Here is a 17,411-nt window from a genome sequence, read left to right on the forward strand (position 1 = left end):
TTTTTGAGGGCGCGTAGCCTACACCAGTTTCTGCAACTGCGCCGCCGTATCCACCGCGCCCATGGTCTGTGCCGCTGCCAATGCCGTGGCGCCCTGGGCGTCGATCGCCTTGGGGTTGGCGCCCTGGCTGAGCAGGTAGTCGAGCATTTCGACGCGGTTGAACATCGCCGCCATCATCGACGCCGTGCGCCCGTCCGAGGATGACGCGTCAACCGGCGCGCCGCCTTCGATCAGCGCCTTGACCACGGGCAAATGGCCCTTGAACGCCGCACCGGCCATCGGCAGTTGATGCTTGTCATTGGCGATCTGCGGGTCAGCCTTGAATTCCAGCAGCACTTTTACCGCGTCGGCGTGGCCGTGATAAGCGGCCAGCATCAGCAAGGTGTCGCCATTGTGGTTACGCAGGTTGGCTGGTAAGCCCTTGGCCAGCAGCGCGGCCATCAGGGCGGCATCGCCTCTGCGCGCGACGTCGAAGACCTGCTCGGCAAATTCGGCGGCTTCGTCGTCAGTCATTTGTTTGGCGTGGTCCGACATGTGGGGGCTCCTTGTCTGGTAAGGCTTGGGGTACTGAAGAGTAGGCGCCCAGTGTCGCGAGGGAGTTCCCCACTGTCATGGTTTTTTTGTCGAAAGCGGCCATAGGCAGAATCAATAGCGGAACTGACCGCCCTGGATCTGCGCAAGCAACTGGCCGGTAACGGGCACGTAACTGTCCGAACCGGGCAACCAGGCGTACACCGGGTCGTTGCCCGCCTTGTCCGGGTCGAACGCTTCCTCCTTGAGCCGCACTTTCTGGTACTTGAACGTGCCCGTCGTCTCCATCTTCATCTTGATCCGCAGGAACAGCGGCACCGCATAGTGCGGCAACTGGCCATGGGCGAATTGCAGCAACTCGCGCATATCCAGGGCGGCCAGGGATTCGCTGGGGGTGATGGCGACCATGCCGGCGCGGCCATTGGTGTTTTCGATCTCGACGCCGTAGGCCACCACTTCGGCGATCTGCGGGTGTTGCAGCAGGATGTTCTCGACCTCGGTGGTGGAGACGTTTTCACCTTTCCAGCGATAGGTGTCCCCCAGGCGATCGACAAATTGCGCATGGCCAAAACCGATGCTGCGCAGCAGATCGCCGGTATTGAAGTAACGGTCGCCCTTTTCGAACACGTCGGTCAGCACCACCTTGCGGTTCTTTTCCGGGTCGGTGTAGCCGTCGAACGGCGCCTTTTCATCGATCTTGGCCAGCAGCAGGCCCTGCCCGCCCGTTGGCACCTTGCGCATGAAGCCATCGGCGCCACGCAGTGGCTCACCGCTGTCGTGGGCGTAGTCCACCAGCGCCCAGTGCTGCAGGCAGAAGCCGATGGTGTTGTCGAAATTCAACACATTGGTGAAGCCGATATTGCCGTCACTCGCGGCATACAGCTCACAGATATGCTCGACGCCAAAGCGTTGCTTGAACTGCGCCCATACGCCGGGCCGCAGGCCATTGCCGACCATCTTGGTCACGCGGTTGTCACGATCCTGGACGTTGGCGGGTTGGTCGAGCAAGTAACGGCACAACTCACCGACATAACCCAGGGTGGTGGCGTTGAACTTGCGCACATCGTCCCAGAACTGGCTGGCGCTGAATTTGCGGCGAATCGCAAACCCCGACGCGCCGACAATCGCCGAGCCCCAGCACACGCAAAGGCCAGTGGCGTGGTACAGCGGCAAGGTGCAATACAGGACGTCGGCGGGGCCCATGTCGAGGGCGATGCTGCCGAAGCTGACGGCGGTTTTGGTCCAGCGGCCATGTTTCATGATGCCGGCCTTGGGCAAGCCGGTGGTGCCGGAGGTGTAGATATAGAAGCACGGGTCGTTGAAAAAGATCTGCCGGGAGCTGGCCAGGTTGTCCACCGCGCACTCGGCGCTGGCGGCCATCAGGTCGGCATAGCCAGCAGGCACGGCGCTGCTGTGTTGATCCGCGACAAACCAGGTGCGGTCCGTCTCGATCGCCACTTGCTCGCGCACCGCCGTGTAGGCCGCCACCAATTCCGCCCCCACCACAATCGCCACCGGGTTGACCAGATTCAGGCTGTGAACCAGCGCCGCCTGGGTTTGCGCGGTATTGAGCATGGCGCAGATGCCGCCCAGCTTGGCCACGGCCAGCACGTTGAGCAGCAATTCGGGGCGATTTTCAATAAACAACGCCACTACATCGCCTTTGCGGATGCCCTGGCGGTGCAAGTGATGGGCGATGCGGTTCGCACGCTGATTGGCGTCGCGGTAACTAAGCACGCTGTCGCCATACAACAACGCAGCGCCGTCAGGGTTGCGCAGGGTCGCTTGCTCGAAATGCCAGCCCAGGCCACAGGGCTGCGCGGGGTCGGTGACATTGGCGGCACGCATGCCGCGGACTACCCGAGGCAAGGCCCGGACGATGGCGGGCACCTTACGCAGCAGCATGCTCCAGGTAATCATGTCGTTTTGCGGAGGGTTCATAGAGGAACGTCCTTTTTCTTATTCTTCGTGGAGGCCAGAAGCTCCGGCACTTTTGTAGGCAGCAAGCCACATGCTCACGGGAAAATACGCCAGCCGTTCTTAGGCTGTACACGCGGGATTTGAAATGTTTTGTATCCCGGGCCGGCAACAGACAACCGACAAACAGGGAATTTAGCGACACATCCACAGTCCTTATGAGTAACGATGCGTCCGCCTGACCGGATCGAATAGCGCAAAATGCAGGATGCATGATGGCCACTCATGCAAATTGCACGAAATCAAAAATCTCAATTTTTCACAACTAATTGATTTTTAAAGACTTATTGTAAAGTAGTGAGGTGGCACAATCACTGCACCTATCACTCCATGCTTGCCAACTTGAGCCAACGGAGCTGATAGACATGAGCCTGATCCAAGATAAATTCGCCTCAGTATTTTCCCAATACGACGTCACCACTCAGCCACGCCCGGACGGCGGTATCCTGTTGACCCTGCGCAACAGCGAAGGTAAGCAGGTCAAGCGTTCGATCTCCTACCAGCAATTGCACACGGCCGATCAACTCACCTGGGTAATCAGCGCCATTCGCCGCGACCTGGCCGAACAAGCCAGCGACCTGCCGCAGATTTCGATGCTGCAAAGCCAGAACCGCTTTGCCCTGCCGACTTACCACTCGGCATAAGCCACCCATAAAAAAGGGCCGCGACGCCATTAAGCGTCGCGGCCTTTTTTATGAACTCAACACAAGCCCAAGCGGGCCGCTTCATTCATCGCTTGTACACGATTGTTGACTTGTAACTTGCCGTAGATGTTACGTAGGTGGAATTTCACCGCGGCTTGGGACGTTTCACGAATCCGGCTGATTTCCCAGATCGTCTTGCCTTCGGAGGCCCAGCGCAAGATCTCCAACTCGGTCCGGGTCAGGGGCTTGCCGGACAGGGCCAGACGCTTTCTGGCATCGATGGGCACGCTGAACGGCGTACCTGACGCCTCTGGATCACTCATCGCTTTCTCTCCTTCTTATTGGTTGATGCTTATCGCCTTTCGGATTCCTCCTATTGACAGGCGATATAAACATTGAGGCCGGAGAGAGTTACATAATGCAGAGCGTTAGAGCGTAAGGCCGGTGATAAACAGCCAGGCCTTACAGGTAAATAGGCCTTTTCCCACAACAAATTCCAACTTGCCGGGGTTGAACATTCAAGTCGATTAAGACTAGTCATCCATCCCTGGAAAACCGGCAGCGATATCGTCCCCGGTGAACTCAGACACCCCACCGTTTGCCGTATGGGACAGGCGCAACATCACAAAATGTGGGTTCTCGCCCATATCGAACCAATGAGGCATGCCGGCCGGGATCACCAACAGGTCATTTTTCTCACAGCGCACGCCGTACACATAGTCGCCAATGTGCAAGGCAACCAGGCCTTGGCCGGCGATGAAAAAGCGCACGTCATCTTCGCTGCAACGGCGCTCGGCGAGGAACTGATCGCGCAATGCCGCCTTCTGCGCAGGATCGCCGGGGACACGCAGCACGTCGACGCTGGCATAGCCGAGGGCGTCGATCTGCGGCCGGTACGCTGCGATCATGGCGGCGTCGTCTGCGCCTTTTTCAATAACGGCGGGCTGCCAGCGCTCGAATCGCACGCCGTGCTCGGCCAGGGTCGACACGACATCCTCGAAGTGGGTCAGGACTTTGTTCGGGGTATCCGGTGTGGAGACGTGGTAAACAGCTACATAACTCATAGGACAGTTCCTTGGTTCTGCTCGTGCAATCGAAAGCCGATGATAAGGGCGGCGGCCAGGGCCGCAACGCTGGCGATACTGAAGGTCAGGGCCGGCCCCAGCAGGTTCCAGCTGTAACCGGAATACAACGCACCCAGCGCGCCGCCGGTGCCGGCCAAGGCCGCGTATAACGCCTGGCCCTGGCCTTGTTGGCGGGGGCCGAAGCTGCGTTGCACAAAGGCAATCGCCGCCGCATGAAAACTGCCGAAGGTAGCCGCGTGCATCACCTGCGCCAACAGCAGCACCCAGAAAAATTCCGCGAACGCGCCCAGCAACAACCAGCGCAGCGCCGCCAACAGGAAACTCACCATTAACACCCGGCGCAGCGAAAAGCGCGTGAGGATGCGGCTCATGCCCAGGAACATCAACACTTCCGCCACCACCCCGAGGGCCCACAGCATGCCGATCACGCCACGGCTGTAGCCCAAGTGTTCCAGGTGCAGGGTGAGAAAGGTGTAATACGGGCCATGGCTCATTTGCATCAACGCCACGCAGGCATAAAACGCCAGGACGCCGGGGCTGCGCAACTGCTTGAGGAAGCCTTCGCCGGCCAGGCGCGGGCCGTGGTTCGCCGGCTGCGCATTCGGCACCCACAGGCTGGCAGCAATGATCCCGGCCATGATCACCACGACCACTACCGGGTAAATATCCAGGCTCAGCCAGTCGAACAGGCGCCCCATGATCACCACCGTGAGGATGAACCCGATGGAGCCCCACAGGCGGATCTGGCTATAGCGCGAGGTCTGCTGGTGCAGGTGGGCCAGGGTGATCACTTCAAACTGCGGCAGCACCGCATGCCAGAAGAACGCATGCAGGGCCATGACCAGGGCCAGCCAGGCGTAGGTCTTGCTGACGAAAATCAGCGCAAAACTTACCAGGGTACACACCGCGCCAAAGCGCACGATGGCCAGGCGCCGGCCAGTGTAGTCGCCCAGCCAGCCCCACAGATTGGGGGCCACGCAGCGCATCAGCATGGGGATGGCCACCAGCTCGCCGATACGCGCGCTGGAGAACCCCAGGTGATCGAAGTACAGCGCCAGGAACGGCGCCGTTGCCCCCAGCAGGGCGAAGTAAAAGAGGTAGAAGCTGGAGAGTCGCCAGTACGGAAGTGCTGGAGTCATGCAAGGGGCCGCTTCGCGGCCCCACGCGAGCAAGCTCGCTCGCCACACACCGTCACAGCTGGCCCAGCACCGGGGTACTCACGCGCACATCGGCGTTTTGCCCACGGTTGCGCAGCAGGTGATCCATCAACACGATGGCCATCATCGCTTCGGCGATCGGCGTGGCGCGGATGCCGACGCACGGGTCGTGGCGGCCCTTGGTGATCACGTCCACCGGGTTGCCGTGTACATCGATCGAACGGCCCGGGGTGGTGATGCTCGACGTGGCTTTGAGTGCCAGGTGCGCAACGATCGGCTGACCGGAGGAAATACCGCCGAGGATGCCGCCCGCATTGTTGCTGAGGAAGCCCTGCGGGGTCAGTTCATCGCGATGCTCGGTGCCGCGCTGGGACACGCAGGCGAACCCGGCGCCGATTTCCACGCCTTTCACGGCGTTGATGCTCATCAGCGCGTGGGCCAGTTCAGCGTCCAGGCGGTCGAAGATCGGCTCGCCGAGGCCCGGTTTCACACCTTCGGCGACCACGGTGATTTTCGCCCCGACCGAATCCTGGTCGCGGCGTAGCTGGTCCATATAGGCCTCCAGCTCAGGCACTTTGTCCGGGTCCGGGCAGAAGAAGGCGTTGTCGTCGACACTGTCCCAGGTCTTGAACGGGATTTCGATCGGGCCCAACTGGCTCATGTAGCCACGGATAACGATGCCCTGGGTCGCCAGGTATTTCTTGGCGATGGCACCGGCGGCCACGCGCATCGCGGTTTCGCGGGCCGAGCTGCGGCCGCCGCCACGGTAGTCGCGTTCGCCGTATTTGTGGTGGTAGGTGTAGTCGGCGTGGGCCGGGCGGAACAGGTCCTTGATCGCCGAGTAGTCCTTGGACTTCTGGTCGGTGTTGCGGATCAGCAGGCCGATGGCGCAGCCGGTGGTGCGACCTTCGAACACGCCGGAGAGGATCTCGACTTCATCGGGTTCCTGGCGCTGCGTGGTGTGGCGGCTGGTGCCGGGCTTGCGGCGGTCGAGGTCACGCTGCAGGTCTTCCAGGGACAGCTCAAGGCCGGGCGGGCAGCCGTCGACAATGGCGACCAACGCCGGGCCATGGCTTTCGCCCGCGGTGGTGACAGTGAACAGCTTGCCGAAGGTATTGCCGGACATGCAGGGCGCTCCGTGAAATCAGTTGTAATCACTCAGAGGTGATAACCAAGCGCGCCAGTATACGCGGGCCAACCGACTAGTTCATCCTCGAAACCTTCCCGGTAGACGTTGGTCGAACCGGCACCTCCTCAATGATGGCGCGATGATGCTTCGAGTTTTGCTGTTTACCCTCACCCTGTTGACTGCCGTAGCCCATGCCGCGTCCCCCGTGGTGTTGCAACGCCCCATCAGCCTCGACACCGGCAGCGGTGAGCTGTTCGGCTCGCTGCTGCTGCCGCAGTCCGACAAACCGGTGCCGGTGGTGCTGATCATTGCCGGCTCCGGCCCGACCGACCGCAACGGCAACAGTGCCGACGGCGCGCGCAACGACAGTCTCAAGCGCCTGGCCTGGGTCCTGGCTCGGCATAACATCGCCAGCGTGCGTTACGACAAGCGCGGCGTGGCAGCCAGCCTGGCCGCCACCCCCGATGAACGCAACCTGACCCTCGACGCCTACGTGGCCGACGCCGTAGCCTGGGGCAAGCTGCTCCAAGCCGACAAGCGCATGGGCCCACTGATCGTGCTCGGCCATAGCGAAGGCGCGCTGGTGGCTGCGCTGGCGGCACCGCAACTCGACCCGGCCGGGGTGATTTCCCTGTCCGGCAGCGCCCGCCCGGTCGACCAGGTGATCCGCCAGCAACTGGCCGGTCATCTCCCCCCGGCCCTGCAGTTGCGCAGCAATGAAATCCTCGACCACCTCAAGGCAGGCCAAGTGGATGCCGATGTGCCTGACCCACTGCTGGGCATTTTCCGACCCAGCGTGCAGCCATATCTGATCAGCCTGTTTCGCGCCGATCCTTCGGCCGCCTTTGCCAAGTTGCGCATGCCGGCACTGATCATCCAGGGCACCCACGATTTCCAGGTGGGTGTGGGCGATGCCCGACAATTGAAGAGCGCCAAGCCCGATGCCGAACTGACGGTGATCGAAGGCATGAACCATGTGATGCGCATCGTGCCCAATGAGGTGAAGCAACAGTTGGCGTCCTACAACGACCCGCAATTGCCCCTCGCCGCCGAACTGGGAACCCGCCTGGTGCGCTTTATCGACGGACTTCAACCCCGTTAACCGACTAATTGCCTCCAGTACTGGGAAAAACGGCCGATAAGCCCAACGTCGACAGCAAAAAGCCTGTCGATTGGCTGGGCTAGGACAGGATCGCGCCGCATGACTAACACCGAAGCAACACCAGAACCTACCGCCGACACCCCGGCGGAACACACCGAGGTCGTCGACGCGGCGCCCCTGCCGTGGGCGGACGTGCAAGCCGAACATTTCAAAATGCTGCGTCTGGCGCCTCTGGCCACCGACCGCGCCACCGGGGTACGGCCCTTGCGGTTCGTGCAATTTGGCTATGTCGAGCGCCATGACCAGCATCACAGCCTGCTGCGCATGGTCATCCAGTTGCCGGGACAAAGGGTGCGCCGCGAGCAGAATCACCTGGATATCTGGGTCGATCACGCTAAACACCGCGTGCATTTCGGCCCGGGCAATAGCCTCGAAATCGAACCGGCCAACCGTGGCATCGGCCGCTTCCTGGTCGCCCAAGGCGCCGCGTGGGCGAAGAAGAAGTGGTCGCACTACCGCGTCGACGGTGTGGACCTGTCCAACAAGGACGCCCTAAACGAAGCCACACGCCTGCGCCGCGATCATTTCTTGCGTATCCAGGGTTTTGATGTGGCCTACGCCGACGTGCAGCATCTGAAGGGCAACGTGCAGCCCGGCAAGGTCAGCGACGTGCTCGATAGCTGGAACACCGAGAAAGTGCAGTTCGTGGAAATCCTTGAAGCCGCGCAAATGCTGCAACAGGCCGAGCAGAACCTGATGGAGCAGGAAGTGAAGCTGCGCAAGGAAGAGGAAAAGGTCACCAAGTTCAAGCGTGAGGACAGCGGGCTGCGCTTCACCATCACCTGTCTGGTGGCGTTTACCGTGTTTCAGGCGGGGTTGTTGATCTGGATTGCCACCCACCGGTGATGTGGAAGGGGGTTTGCTCCCGATAGCGGTGCATCAGTCAATGCATTCAGTGACTGTCACGCCCGCATCGGGGGCAAGCCCCCTCCCACACGGGTCGGTTAAACCCTGGCGGCGAATACCGCCTGATGGTTGCGGCACTGCTCCGCCGTGAGCATGAACACCCCGTGCCCGCCGCGCTGGAACTCCAGCCATGCGAAGTCGACTTCCGGGTACAGCGCCTCGACATGCACCTGGCTGTTGCCCACTTCGACGATCAACAAGCCCTTCTCGGTCAGGTGGTCCGCCGCCTCGGCCAGCATCCGCCGTACCAGGTTCAAGCCATCGTCGCCGCAGGCCAGGCCCAGTTCCGGTTCATGCTGGTACTCGTCCGGCATGTCGGCGAAGTCTTCAGCGTCCACATACGGCGGGTTGGACACGATCAAATCGAAGCGCTGGCCTGGCAAACCATCAAAGCCATCGCCCTGAACGGTATACACACGCTCGTCGGCGCCATGGCGCTCAATGTTCTGGTTGGCCACTTCCAACGCTTCAAACGACACGTCCCCCAACACCACTTCGGCGTCCTGGAACTCGTAGGCACAGGCGATGCCGATGCAACCAGAGCCGGTACACAGGTCAAGAATGCGTGCCGGCGGCTGGTCCAGCCAGGGTTCGAAGCGGTTTTCGATCAGTTCGCTGATCGGTGAGCGCGGGATCAGCACGCGCTCGTCAACGATAAACGACATGCCGCAGAACCAAGCCTCGCCAATCAGGTAGGCTGTCGGCACCCGCTCATGGATGCGACGGTGGAGCAGCCGTTGCAGGTGGGCAACTTCCTCTTCTTCCAGGTTGCAATCGAGGTAGCTGTCGGCGATTTCCCAGGGCAGATGCAAGGCGCCGAGCACCAATTGCCGGGCGTCGTCCCAGGCATTGTCGGTACCATGCCCGAAAAACAGCTCTTCCCCATGGAAACGGCTGACAGCCCAACGGATATGGTCGCGCAAGGTGCGCAGGCGGGAAGTGATCACGGGGGCAGACTCCTGGAAAAAACGACTGGCGATTCTAACAGCCTTCGTCTGTACCGACGATGTACGAAAAGCCTCAGCCGTATGTCGGATTTCATCCAATTTGCCATCATCGCGTCAAACAAGCGCACCTCTTGACATGGCTGCACGCCAGCAACGGCGTAGCTTACGATGGTAGCGATTCACAGAACCGCTCAGCCAGTGGACAATGGCGCAAAAGCCCCCCTCACAGGAGCCCCCAGAATGTCCGTTCCAAAGACGATGTTTCAAATCAGCGGTCGAGGTTACGCGGCTGCCAATCTCAGCCATGCGACCCTCGTGATCATCGATGCGCAGAAGGAATACCTCAGCGGTCCACTCGCCCTCACGGGCATGGACGCGGCGGTCGGCAATATCAAGCAACTGGTCGCCGCGGCGCGCAACGCCGGTCGCCCAATTGTGCATGTGCGCCACCTGGGCACCGTGGGCGGCCTGTTTGACCCACAAGGCGAGCGCGGCGAGTTCATTCCCGGCCTGGAGCCTATGGGCGACGAAACCATCATCGGTAAATTGCTGCCCAGCGCGTTCCACGGCACCGGCCTGGAAAAACACCTGCAGGACCTCGGCCCTCTGGACCTGATCGTCTGCGGTTTCATGAGCCACTCCAGCGTCAGCACCACCGTGCGCGCCGCCAAGAACCTGGGCTTTCGTTGCACCCTGGTGGAAGACGCCTGCGCCACCCGCGACCTGCCCTACAAGGGCGGCGTCCTGAGTGCCGAGCACGTGCAACAAACCGAAATGGCCATCATGGCCGACAACTTCGCCACCCTCGCCTTGACCAAAGACCTGATCTGATTGCCTTGGGATGAGCGGCGCGGCCGATTCAAGGCCCCGCTCATCTGCAAATGCCTGTCATTTGCTGCAATTACCTCTGGCACAGGAACAACCTGTGTATCTTCCGGTCGAAGGGCCGATACCCTGGAGGAAAGGTCGGAATGAAGATATCCGATGGTTTTGATGCTCGTCGCTTGCGCTCCAAGGGCCCGAGCAACTGGCGTCTGCGCCTGGCAACCGGCATTGCCGCGCTGCTGGCGATAATAGGTGTGCTGCTGGCGGTCGCCGGCGGCGCTGGCTTGTCGGGACATTCCCCGGCGCTGGGCGAACTGAATGCCAGCCCCGGCGGCTCGGCGATTCTGTTGGTGATCGGCCTGTTGGTGCTGTGGTTCGGCGTGTGGTTGTGGCGCCGCAGCCGTCGCCGGATGCGCCAGCCATTGGAGCTGAACATCGCCTCGCACTTGATGAAAAAGCACGACTGATGGCGCTTGGATAGCGTTTCCTGCGCCCCGGCCGCCGCGATTTAGGTAAACTGCCCGCCCCTCGCGGAGGCTGACATGCAAGACGACGATTTTTCCCTGTTCAAAAACGAGCTGCGCGGCGTCAAGCCGATCAAGCACGACCGCGCCGAGACCGGCAAACCCAAGACTGACCGGGCGCAGATCGCCAAGCTGCGCCAGGCCGCGACCGTGCGCACCGATGCCACCACCGTGGACGGTCTGTCGGACCAGTTCGTCATCGACGTCGGCCCCGAAGACGAGTTGATGTGGGCCCGCGACGGCGTACAGGAAAGCCAGATGCGCAAGCTCAAGGTCGGCCAGATTCCGTTCGAAGGCAGCCTCGACCTGCACGGTATGAATGTGGAAAAAGCCCGGGAAACCCTCTGGGCATTCCTCGCCGAAGCCACCAAGTTCGAAATCCGCTGCGTGCGCGTCACCCACGGCAAGGCCGTGCGCCTGGACGGCAAGCGGCCGATGATCAAGAGCCACGTCAACACCTGGCTGCGCCAGCATGCCCAGGTGCTCGGCTTTACCTCTTGCCAGGCCCGCCATGGTGGCGCGGGCGCGGTATACGTGATGCTCAAGCGCACCATGATGGAAGGGCGCGACGAGTAACAAGTGCCATCGTCAGGCTTGCAGCGATGTGTCGGCCACCGTACCCTTGCGCTTTGCGAAAATCCCACAGGTAGTTTCATGTCCCTGGAACAGAATTACACCGCGATCCTCGGCCAACTCGGCGAGGACGTTACCCGCGAGGGCCTGCTCGACACGCCAAAGCGTGCCGCCAAGGCGATGCAGTACCTTTGCCGCGGCTATGAACAGACACTGGAAGAAGTCACCAACGGTGCCTTGTTCAGCTCCGACAACAGTGAAATGGTGCTGGTCAAGGACATCGAGTTGTACTCGCTGTGCGAACACCACCTGCTGCCGTTTATCGGCAAGGCCCATGTCGCGTATATCCCGAGCGGCAAAGTGCTGGGCCTGTCGAAAGTCGCGCGAATTGTCGACATGTATGCGCGCCGCCTGCAGATCCAGGAAAACCTCAGCCGCCAGATCGCCGATGCCGTGATGCAAGTGACCGGCGCGCTGGGCGTGGCCGTGGTGATCGAAGCCAAGCACATGTGCATGATGATGCGCGGTGTGGAGAAACAGAATTCGTCGATGATCACCTCGGTGATGCTGGGTGAGTTCCGCGAAAACGCGGCGACCCGCAGCGAGTTCCTCAGCCTGATCAAGTAACCGGTCGGGTAGGAAAAAGCCGGCGTTCATCGCCGGTTTTTTTTCGCCCCCGTAAATCAAGTAAGATGCGGCCCTCTGTTCTGGGCAAGAGGTTTCAGCCATGTTCGTCAAAGCACTTCGAGTGGGCCTCGGCCACGTCATCATCGCGGGCGACTACATTACCCGCCCACGCAAAAAGCAGCGCCCCGCCGAGCAGCAGGCGCAGGTCAACGCGGCCGCCAAAGAGCTGACCCTGTATCAGTTCCACGCTTGCCCGTTCTGCGTGAAGACCCGTCGTACCCTGCATCGCCTGAATGTGCCGGTAGCGTTGAAGGATGCGAAGAACAACGAACAGGATCGCCAGGCCCTGCTGGAACAAGGTGGCAAGATCAAAGTGCCGTGCCTGCGCATCGAAGAGAATGGCCAAACCACCTGGATGTATGACTCCAAGGTGATCATCGATTACCTGGACAAGCGTTTCGCCGCCATCTGACAGACCTGCGCCGATCCAATGTGGGAGGGGGCTTGCCCGATGGTGGTGTATCAGTCAATTAGATGCCGGCTGACACACTGAAGTGCGCCCCAAAAGTTGGACACTCATCCAACTCCTGGGGCTTTTTCATGAGCAAGTACGCCGCGCAGTTCAAACTTTCCGCCATTACCGCCTTCCTAGAGCGAGGCCGTGGCTTTCGCCATATTGCAGCCCGATTTCAAATGGACCCCACTTTGCTTCGCCGCTGGGTGGAAGCTTACCGGCTGCACGGTGAGGCCAGTCTGAGTAGTTCCGGTGGACGTTATAGTGCTTTGTTCAAGTTCTCCGTTCTGCAACGCATGTGGCGTGACTCCCTCTCTTTTCGCCGCGCAGCGGCACTCTTCAATCTGGGTGACTCTACCCAAGTGGGCAGATGGCAGCAGCAGTATTACAGTGGCGGTATTGAAGCCCTGGCCTCAGGGGAAAAAGGATTGAATATCGCTATGTCCAAACCACCAGCTAAACCTCGAAAAACGGCTGCCCCACTCACCGACCAAGAGCGTGCTCACAAGGCTTTACTTGATGAACTCCAGTATTTGCGCATGGAGAACGCCTACCTAAAAAGCTTGGGGAGTTAGGCGAGGCGGTAATGAGGCGCGAGAAAGAAGCGAAGAAAAAGCCCGATTAGTCTCTGAGTTGAGGCAAAGCTTCCCTTTGGACCCTTTGCTCAAACTGGTTGGGCTCGCCCGCAGCACGTACTACTACCAACTCAAGGCGATGGACGGAGCAGACCGGTTCGTTTCGCTGAAAGCCTCTATCCAGAGCCTTCAAGACGAGCATAAGGGGCGCTTCGGCTATCGTCGTATGACTTTAGCTCTGCGCAGCAACGGACAGTTGATCAACAGTAAAACGGTGCGGCGACTGATGGGGGAGTTGAGTCTGAAATGTACGGTACGACCGAAGAAATACAGATCGTATCGAGGGCCGATGGGAAAAGTCTCGCCCAATACCCTGGCTCGTCAGTTCGAGGCTGAACAACCGAATCAGAAATGGGTAACGGATGTCACCGAGTTCAAAGTGGCTGGCGGAAAGCTGTATCTGTCTCCAGTTTTAGACTTGTACAACGGAGAAATCGTGGCTTATCAGACCGCCACACGCCCCCAATATGCGTTGGTGGGCGACATGCTGGAACAAGCTCTTGAGCGCTTGCCTGAGGGCGTCAAACCCATGCTGCACTCGGATCAGGGTTGGCACTATCGATACCCAAAGTACCGGGATCAACTAGAAAAAGCAGGGTTGGAACAGAGCATGTCACGCAGAGGAAACTGCTATGACAACGCCACAATGGAGAGCTTCTTTGGTACGTTGAAGTCAGAATTTTACTACCGGGAAAGCTTCGACAGCGTGGCTCAGTTGCAGGCTGGACTGGCTGAATACATCCATTACTACAACCATAAACGAATCAAAACGAAGCTTGGCGGACTGAGCCCTGTAGCGTACAGAGCCCGGTCCGCTGTAGCCTAACAATCACTGTCCAACTTTTGGGGCGCACTTCACACCGTTATCGGGGGCAAGCCCCCTCCCACATTTTGTGTTGTGTCAGTCTTGGGAAGGCACCAGCGCTTGGGATGCGGCGTCGTAGTCCGCCTGAAACGCTGGCGACTCCGGCTTGCTCGTGACGGCGCGCTGAGTTGATGTGATGGAGTGCGGTGCTTGATGGCGCCGCAGTTCGAATGTGGGAGGGGGCTTGCCCCCGATCGCGGAGTGTCAGTTGATATATTCGACGACTGACACGCCCTCATCGGGGGCAAGCCCCCTCCCACATTTAGTTCGGTGTTGGCAAATCCAGGTCCAGATCCAGCAGCGCCGACCCCAGGCATTTGCCATGGGCATCCAGCGCCAGCGAGCGGGTCACTCCGCCGCGCAAGATCCCCGGCAACACGAAGTTCAGCGCCTGGACATTGGGCAACTCATAGCGCCGTACCGGCGCCGCTCCCGGTTCCAACAAACCGGCGAAGAACGCCGCCACACGCTCGGCCGTGAGCTGTTCGCAGAGCCGCGGATAATCCTCGGCGCGATAGGCAATGATCGAGATATTCGAGGTGTCGCCCTTATCCCCGGTGCGGGAATGGGCCAGGGTATGCAGCTTCATGCTTCGATCCTCGGGTTGACTGCGCCGCGCGGCAACAACAACGATGCCACCGCCACCACCTGGCGCACGCTCTTGCTGGCACCGCCGCCGCCGGACGGGCCGTTGGTGTAGAGGGTTTCCACTTCATTGCCAACCCGCACCGCTTCGCTGCGCTCTTCACAGCGCGCGGCCACGCGCAGGCGCACTTCCCACGGCTCGACGCTGCTGCGCGGGCCGTGCAGCGAGTCCATGCCGATCAACTCGGCGCGCACGTCCTGCATCTTCACGCCCATCAGTTCCAGACGCTTGAGCACCACTTCCCGCGCCAGTTGGGCGCGTGCGACGGCGCCCGGGCCGCCGTAGGACATCTGCCCCTCGCCGATCCACCCGTCCAGATAACCCACGCTGACTTTCAACCGCTCTGGCCGCGCCCGTCCGGCAGCGCCCTGGGCGCGTACCCGGTCGACGCTTTCCTCGACAAAGCTCACGCGGGAAAAGTCGGCCGTCACGTCCGGCGTCAGGTATGCCGCCGGGTCATGCACTTCGTAGATCAGTTGCTCAGTACACGTGGCGCGGCTGACGCGCCCGCCGGACCCGCTCACTTTGGTGATCACGGCGTTACCCTCGGCATCGATCTCGGCCAAGGGGAAGCCCAGGCGCGCCAGGTCATCCACGTCCTTGAACCCGGGATCGGCGAAATAACCACCGCTGACCTGCCCCGCGCATTCGAGCAAATGCCCGACCAGCGTGCCCCGCCCCAGGCGCGGCCAATCGTGCGCCGCCCAACCAAACTCAAACATCTGCGGCGCCAGGAACAACGAGGGGTCCGCAACACGCCCGGTGATCACCACATCGGCCCCGGCGTGCAACGCATCCAGAATGCCGTCGACGCCCAGGTAGGCGTTCGCGGAAATCAGCCGCGCGCCCAGCGAGCCGAGCGTCTGGCCGTTATCCAACACCTGCTCGGGGCGCAACACGTCGAGCACATCATCGCCCACCACCGCCACGACCTTGAGGGCCAGGCCCAGTTCGCTGGCGATGCGCCGCACTTCACGGGCCGCCGACACCGGGTTGGCCGCGCCCATATTGGTGATCACCCGCAAGCGCCGACGACCTTCATGCTCGCCCACAAAGGGCAGCACCCGGCGCATGCGTTCACTCAGCAGCGGGTCATACCCGCCCTGTGGATCGCTGATGCGCGCCTGTTGCGCCAAGGCGATGGTGCGTTCGGCCAGGCATTCGAAAACCAGATAATCCAGGTCGCCAAGTTCGGCCAGTTCCACGGCAGGTTCGATACGGTCGCCGGAGTAGCCGGCGCCGGAACCGATGCGCAAGGTTTTCATCTCAAAACACTCCCAAGAGCAACGCCGTCAGGGTCATCAACACCGACGCGGCGAACAGAAACGGAATGGTGAAGCGCTGGTGATCGGCCAGTTCGATCTTGCACAGGCCCACCAACAGGAAGGTCGCGGGGGTCAGCGGGCTGACCGGGAAACCGGTGGTGTGTACGCCGAGCAACGAGGCCTGGGCCACTTGCAGCGGGTCGACGCCCAGGGCCTTGCCGACTTCGGCGATCACCGGCATCACGCCGAAATAGTAGGAATCAGGGTCAAACAACATGCTCAGCGGCATGGAAATAAAGCCCACCACCGCCGGGATCAACTTGCCATGGCCAGCCGGAATCTGCGCCACCGCCACTTCGGCAATCGCCTTGAGCATGCCGGTGCCTTGCATGATGCCGGTGAACACCCCGGCGGCGAGCAGGATACTGGCCATGGTCAGCGCCGTTTTTGCATGGGCATCGATGCGTGCACGCTGGGCGTCGACATTCGGGTAGTTGATGCACAGCGCGACCACGGTACCGAGCATGAACATCACCACCGGGTCGACCCAGCCGGCAATCATCACCACCATGACCAGCACGGTCAGAAGCAGGTTGACCCAGAACAGCCGTGGGCGACGCAGCTTGATGTCGTCGTCGCTGAGCACCCGTTGCGGCATCGCGTCCACCGTCGAACCGGCGCCCAGGCCCAGGCGTTTTTCCTCACGATGGCCAAGCCACCAGGCGCAGGCGAAGACGAAGATCAAGCCGACGATCTGCACCGGGATCAGCGGCTGGAACAGGTCCGCCACCGGCACATGCAACGCGGCCGACGAGCGCAGCACCGGGCCGGTCCACGGTAGGAAGTTGACCCCGGCGGCCATCGCGCAGACGCAGGCGAGGATGCGTTTTTCGATGCCCAGCCGCGTATACAGCGGCAGCATCGCCGGCACCGTCACCAGAAACGTCACCGCGCCGGAGCCGTCCAGGTGGACCAGCAGGGCCAGGGTCGCGGTGCCAACGACAATGCGTGTCGGGCGCGTCCCTACTGTGCGCAGGATGCGATCGATGATGGGGTCCAGCATGCCGGCATCGGTCATGATCCCGAAAAACAGGATCGCGAACACAAACATGCCCACCACCGGGGCGACGTTCTTGATACCGGTAATGACGAAGGCACTGGTTTGCAGGCCAAACCCACCGAGCAGCGCGGCGATGATCGGCAAGGCGATCAGCGCCACCAGGGGCGAGAGGCGTTTGCTCATGACGGCAGCGAGCAAGCAAAGGATGGTAATGACACCCAGGGTAGCGAGCATGGGTTACTCCAGAGCGGCCTTGGTGGCCGGTTATTGTTTTCCCTGGAGTATTGGAAGCGCGTTAGACTTTGTAAATTGGAATATTCACCCGCTGGTGTTCGGAAA

General features: G+C 61.0%; 19 protein-coding genes. 9 read left to right on the top strand and 10 right to left on the bottom strand.

The genetic code is table 11. From position 1 onward, the window contains the following. Window positions 1–18 precede the first annotated feature (18 nt). Together U5A08_RS20635 and U5A08_RS20640 are read right to left on the bottom strand one after the other, a co-directional pair. Window positions 19–534, bottom strand: a complete 516-nt coding sequence (locus U5A08_RS20635; protein WP_321848372.1) for an ankyrin repeat domain-containing protein — start codon at window positions 532–534, stop codon at window positions 19–21. A 111-nt stretch (window positions 535–645) separates the two neighbouring features. Further along, the gene (locus tag U5A08_RS20640) at window positions 646–2,472 is read right to left on the bottom strand and encodes a long-chain-acyl-CoA synthetase (protein ID WP_321848373.1); all 1,827 of its coding nucleotides are present in this window, start codon (window positions 2,470–2,472) and stop codon (window positions 646–648) included. A 401-nt stretch (window positions 2,473–2,873) separates the two neighbouring features. Here U5A08_RS20640 and U5A08_RS20645 point away from each other — a divergent pair, with 401 nt between their 5' ends. Continuing rightward, entirely contained in the window at window positions 2,874–3,152 is a 279-nt protein-coding gene (locus tag U5A08_RS20645) for a DUF3509 domain-containing protein (protein ID WP_048721059.1), read from the top strand. A gap of 56 nt (window positions 3,153–3,208) precedes the next feature. On the opposite strand, the gene U5A08_RS20650 is transcribed toward U5A08_RS20645, so the two are convergent. The 4 genes from U5A08_RS20650 to aroC all read right to left on the bottom strand — a co-directional run bounded on the left by U5A08_RS20650 (window position 3,209) and on the right by aroC (window position 6,520). After that, window positions 3,209–3,475 (bottom strand): response regulator transcription factor, encoded by a 267-nt coding sequence (locus U5A08_RS20650; protein ID WP_198717292.1) that lies wholly within the window; start codon window positions 3,473–3,475, stop codon window positions 3,209–3,211. 210 nt (window positions 3,476–3,685) lie between these two features. After that, window positions 3,686–4,216: an acireductone dioxygenase gene (locus U5A08_RS20655; protein ID WP_198717291.1), complete on the bottom strand. Its 531-nt coding sequence runs from the start codon at window positions 4,214–4,216 to the stop codon at window positions 3,686–3,688. Next, a complete protein-coding gene (locus U5A08_RS20660; protein WP_321848376.1) occupies window positions 4,213–5,376 on the bottom strand; it encodes an MFS transporter in 1,164 nt (387 codons plus the stop codon). Before U5A08_RS20660 ends, U5A08_RS20655 begins: the two co-directional genes overlap by 4 nt. Window positions 5,377–5,428: 52 nt before the next feature. Then, window positions 5,429–6,520, bottom strand: coding sequence for a chorismate synthase (gene aroC / locus U5A08_RS20665; protein ID WP_321848377.1), 1,092 nt, complete (start codon window positions 6,518–6,520; stop codon window positions 5,429–5,431). 142 nt (window positions 6,521–6,662) lie between these two features. On the opposite strand from aroC, the gene U5A08_RS20670 reads away from it, so the two are divergent. Both U5A08_RS20670 and U5A08_RS20675 read left to right on the top strand, forming a co-directional pair. Then, the gene (locus U5A08_RS20670) at window positions 6,663–7,625 is read left to right on the top strand and encodes an alpha/beta hydrolase (RefSeq protein WP_253397638.1); all 963 of its coding nucleotides are present in this window, start codon (window positions 6,663–6,665) and stop codon (window positions 7,623–7,625) included. Between the two features lie 99 nt (window positions 7,626–7,724). Beyond that, complete coding sequence (locus U5A08_RS20675; protein ID WP_321848379.1) at window positions 7,725–8,531, top strand: hypothetical protein; 807 nt, start codon at window positions 7,725–7,727, stop codon at window positions 8,529–8,531. Window positions 8,532–8,629: 98 nt separating this feature from the next. Here the strand turns inward: U5A08_RS20675 and prmB are convergent, their stop codons facing one another. Next, window positions 8,630–9,538, bottom strand: coding sequence for a 50S ribosomal protein L3 N(5)-glutamine methyltransferase (gene prmB / locus U5A08_RS20680; protein ID WP_198717287.1), 909 nt, complete (start codon window positions 9,536–9,538; stop codon window positions 8,630–8,632). 240 nt (window positions 9,539–9,778) lie between these two features. On the opposite strand from prmB, the gene U5A08_RS20685 reads away from it, so the two are divergent. From U5A08_RS20685 to U5A08_RS20710, 6 genes are all read left to right on the top strand, one after another. Then, the gene (locus tag U5A08_RS20685) at window positions 9,779–10,369 is read left to right on the top strand and encodes a cysteine hydrolase family protein (protein ID WP_198717286.1); all 591 of its coding nucleotides are present in this window, start codon (window positions 9,779–9,781) and stop codon (window positions 10,367–10,369) included. Window positions 10,370–10,509: 140 nt separating this feature from the next. After that, window positions 10,510–10,830: a hypothetical protein gene (locus U5A08_RS20690; RefSeq protein ID WP_198717285.1), complete on the top strand. Its 321-nt coding sequence runs from the start codon at window positions 10,510–10,512 to the stop codon at window positions 10,828–10,830. A gap of 75 nt (window positions 10,831–10,905) precedes the next feature. Continuing rightward, on the top strand, window positions 10,906–11,463 hold the full coding sequence (locus U5A08_RS20695) for a Smr/MutS family protein (RefSeq protein WP_198717284.1): 558 nt from the start codon (window positions 10,906–10,908) through the stop codon (window positions 11,461–11,463). 78 nt (window positions 11,464–11,541) lie between these two features. Then, entirely contained in the window at window positions 11,542–12,087 is a 546-nt protein-coding gene (folE, locus tag U5A08_RS20700) for a GTP cyclohydrolase I FolE (protein ID WP_017845839.1), read from the top strand. A 100-nt stretch (window positions 12,088–12,187) separates the two neighbouring features. After that, window positions 12,188–12,559, top strand: a complete 372-nt coding sequence (locus U5A08_RS20705; RefSeq protein WP_198717283.1) for a glutathione S-transferase N-terminal domain-containing protein — start codon at window positions 12,188–12,190, stop codon at window positions 12,557–12,559. Between the two features lie 128 nt (window positions 12,560–12,687). Continuing rightward, window positions 12,688–14,062, top strand: a protein-coding gene (locus U5A08_RS20710; protein ID WP_425262811.1) for an IS3 family transposase whose coding sequence is annotated in 2 segments (ribosomal slippage) — window positions 12,688–13,167 and window positions 13,169–14,062 — 1,374 coding nt in all. Because the reading frame shifts where the segments join, the coding sequence is not laid out codon by codon here. 301 nt (window positions 14,063–14,363) lie between these two features. On the opposite strand, the gene U5A08_RS20715 is transcribed toward U5A08_RS20710, so the two are convergent. Genes U5A08_RS20715 through U5A08_RS20725 form a run of 3 tightly spaced genes read right to left on the bottom strand, consistent with a single transcriptional unit; the run spans window position 14,364 to window position 17,306 of the window. After that, on the bottom strand, window positions 14,364–14,690 hold the full coding sequence (locus tag U5A08_RS20715; RefSeq protein WP_198717282.1) for an AtuA-related protein: 327 nt from the start codon (window positions 14,688–14,690) through the stop codon (window positions 14,364–14,366). Then, the gene (locus U5A08_RS20720; protein ID WP_198717281.1) at window positions 14,687–16,012 is read right to left on the bottom strand and encodes an acyclic terpene utilization AtuA family protein; all 1,326 of its coding nucleotides are present in this window, start codon (window positions 16,010–16,012) and stop codon (window positions 14,687–14,689) included. The genes U5A08_RS20715 and U5A08_RS20720 overlap by 4 nt, the downstream gene beginning before the upstream one ends. Window position 16,013: 1 nt before the next feature. Then, window positions 16,014–17,306: a CitMHS family transporter gene (locus U5A08_RS20725; RefSeq protein WP_321848386.1), complete on the bottom strand. Its 1,293-nt coding sequence runs from the start codon at window positions 17,304–17,306 to the stop codon at window positions 16,014–16,016. Between the last annotated feature and the right edge of the window lie 105 nt (window positions 17,307–17,411).

This window comes from Pseudomonas paraveronii (assembly GCF_963681955.1).
Lineage (GTDB): Bacteria > Pseudomonadota > Gammaproteobacteria > Pseudomonadales > Pseudomonadaceae > Aquipseudomonas > Aquipseudomonas paraveronii.